The sequence below is a fragment of the Cuspidothrix issatschenkoi CHARLIE-1 genome, from assembly GCF_002934005.1.
Lineage (GTDB): Bacteria > Cyanobacteriota > Cyanobacteriia > Cyanobacteriales > Nostocaceae > Cuspidothrix > Cuspidothrix issatschenkoi.
The window spans coordinates 34863-37254 of record NZ_PGEM01000035.1; the positions used below are offsets into that span (position 1 = coordinate 34863).

Consider the following 2392-nt stretch of genomic DNA (forward strand, 5'->3'; position numbering starts at 1 on the left):
CTTGTAAGTCATTGTCAACCGGGTAGTGAATTTCATATTTACCGAACTTTACTCCCAATAACATCTGATTAGTCCGTAAGTATTTTTTGCTCTTCCATATCCCTCAGTAAACAACACTCAAAATCATCAATTGAGGTAAACAAAAATGGCTGATATCTCACTATTAACACCCCGTGTTTTAAGCACTTCATTACTGATTGGTTCTATTGCTATTGGTTCAGTCTTAATTTCACATTCTGAATCTTACGCTCAAACTACTGGTACCGCCAAGCGAACACCAATATTTCCATCAAGCCAGCCCTATCAATCAATTAGAGGAGTTCTCAAATTACCTCGAACTATAGAGACCTCTCCATATGGTTATGCTGCTTTTTATTTCAATTTAGGCGAGGGGTGTGGGGCTGGTGTTTCTTATGGCAAAAAAGGAGGTAAAGAGGGACTATGGCGTAGCTTTATGAACTGTGGTCAGAATACGGGATCTCCAGGGCGAGAATTGCGAAACGTAACTGGTGGCAGTTTGAATATAGCTCTACAAACTGAAACTGTTGGCAACACAGTTAGACTTGTTATTAACGGTAGCACAGTTCAAACAGCTAGAGTGCCAATTAATTTTAGACCCAGGTTGGTCGAAATGGTTCATAGTTACTATGATGGAGGAATAAAAAAATCAACCTCTTACGAGGGTGCTGCGTTTGAAAATGTTGTATGCGTACCCGGATGTGGAACTTTCGATAGAGCGATGATTACCGGTGATCGGAGTAGATTAATAATAGATTTTCGCAGTAATAACTCCTTGATTACAAACGTTAAGTTTTAAAGATAAAATAGGTTTTTTGTCTAGCTTCATTATTTTATTGCAGCAATTCTCATTTTAAGGTTTCATGACATTGAAACCCTTGTATTCATAGGGTTTTACAATTCTTAATGAATCCGGGTATTGTTGAAATAACGCAACCTTATTTCAAAATGAGAATTGCTGGTTTTTAGGACTTACGCACTGATAGGAAATACCAGAAGTGTTAAATGTTAAGATTTTGAGGATCTTGTCCAAGTTGTGCATTCGTATTGGTGATACCAAATTTGAGCAATTAATGACTCTATTCTCAATAGACAATGGATTTCACCCGGGTAAAAGGCAAAGATTGTAAAGTTTTATTGCAAGATTCAACACTTGTGAGGAAATACCAAATAGGGGGTATGACTTTCGGGGATTTAAACCCGATTTTTCGATGATTTTTTAGTGAACTGCTTGCAGCAGCACTTCGCTATCCAATCTTGTGAGATGGGCATACTTTGACAAGCTCAGCACAAGTCCTGTCCGTCCTTGTATTATTAGCGGGCTTTTCAACCCGCACCACAAGAAATTTTGGGATATTTTTTTAATTGGAAGTCTCTTACCCAGATATTTCTCAACTGTTTTAACGCGTGAGACTATAACCTGCATTTACCCTATTCAGTCAAAATATTTTGGACGACGGACTGAACGGTTTTATTCCACTGAGAAAAATTATCTTCTAAATTCCTTGTGGATACACCATAATTTATAGTTTCAAAAATGTTTACACGACAATCAGAATTACCAACCTGACAACCACTACCCCGTAAATGACCTTTAACAATGAAAATAATATTACTAGCAATTCGTCCATGATTTCGAGTTCCTCCACTCATAGCGTAAACTTGACCATTAAGATATTCATGGCGAAGGAATTGTTTTTCTTCCTAGACAAAATATTCTTCGGGTGTTAACTTAGGAAACTTACCTTTCACAGCAATCATTTTTTGTTACCTCATCTGCGATCAATACAAATTAATTTGACACTCCCATTGACAACACCATTAATCAAGTTTAGTGTGCGTTACGGCTTTGCCTAACACACCCTACAAATACTAATAATTATTAACCATTTTCCTCATTACGAATTACCCGATGTTTTTGCAAATCTGCTAAGTTACAAACTTCTAACGCCCTAGCATGGGTAGCTTCTAAAACTACTGGAGGTGCAACACCTGCTTCTAAAGCTTCTTGCCACCTTGCAGCGCATAAACACCAACAATCTCCAGGTTTTAAACCGGGAAAACTAAAATAAGGTACAGGTGTACTCAAATCATTACCTTGGGATTTAGTATATTGCAAAAATTCCTCTGTAACTTGAGCGCAAACGACGTGCATTCCCATATCTTGTCCACCTGTGGTACAAAACCCGTCGCGGTAAAATCCAGTCATGGGAGAAGTGCAACAAATTTCTAATTTTGTACCCAGTACGTTTTTAGCTTCTGTCATTTGATTTTAGATTTTAGATTTTGGATTGATTTCACGGTCACTTGTACCATTAAGGTATTCTTGGTTATAGCGGTATGCACTTGAATGAGATAGGACTTACGCAAGATG

At 37.8% G+C, this 2392-nt stretch carries 2 protein-coding genes and 1 pseudogene; 1 reads left to right on the forward strand and 2 read right to left on the reverse strand.

From position 1 onward, the window contains the following. The first annotated feature begins 145 nt into the window (after positions 1 to 145). Complete coding sequence (locus CUN59_RS06095; RefSeq protein WP_104386999.1) at positions 146 to 817, forward strand: hypothetical protein; 672 nt, start codon at positions 146 to 148, stop codon at positions 815 to 817. A 632-nt stretch (positions 818 to 1449) separates the two neighbouring features. Here CUN59_RS06095 and CUN59_RS21925 read toward each other — a convergent pair. Beyond that, a pseudogene (locus tag CUN59_RS21925) lies at positions 1450 to 1695 on the reverse strand (Uma2 family endonuclease); the annotation flags it as partial. 205 nt (positions 1696 to 1900) lie between these two features. Continuing rightward, the gene (locus CUN59_RS06105; RefSeq protein ID WP_104387000.1) at positions 1901 to 2284 is read right to left on the reverse strand and encodes a DUF2237 family protein; all 384 of its coding nucleotides are present in this window, start codon (positions 2282 to 2284) and stop codon (positions 1901 to 1903) included. Positions 2285 to 2392 lie beyond the last annotated feature (108 nt).

Excerpts from the sequence above, each read along its gene's own strand:
- CUN59_RS06105 (WP_104387000.1), bottom strand. The coding sequence starts at position 2,284 with ATGACAGAAGCTAAAAACGTACTGGGTACAAAATTAGAAATTTGTTGC.
- CUN59_RS06095 (WP_104386999.1), top strand. The coding sequence starts at position 146 with ATGGCTGATATCTCACTATTAACACCCCGTGTTTTAAGCACTTCATTA.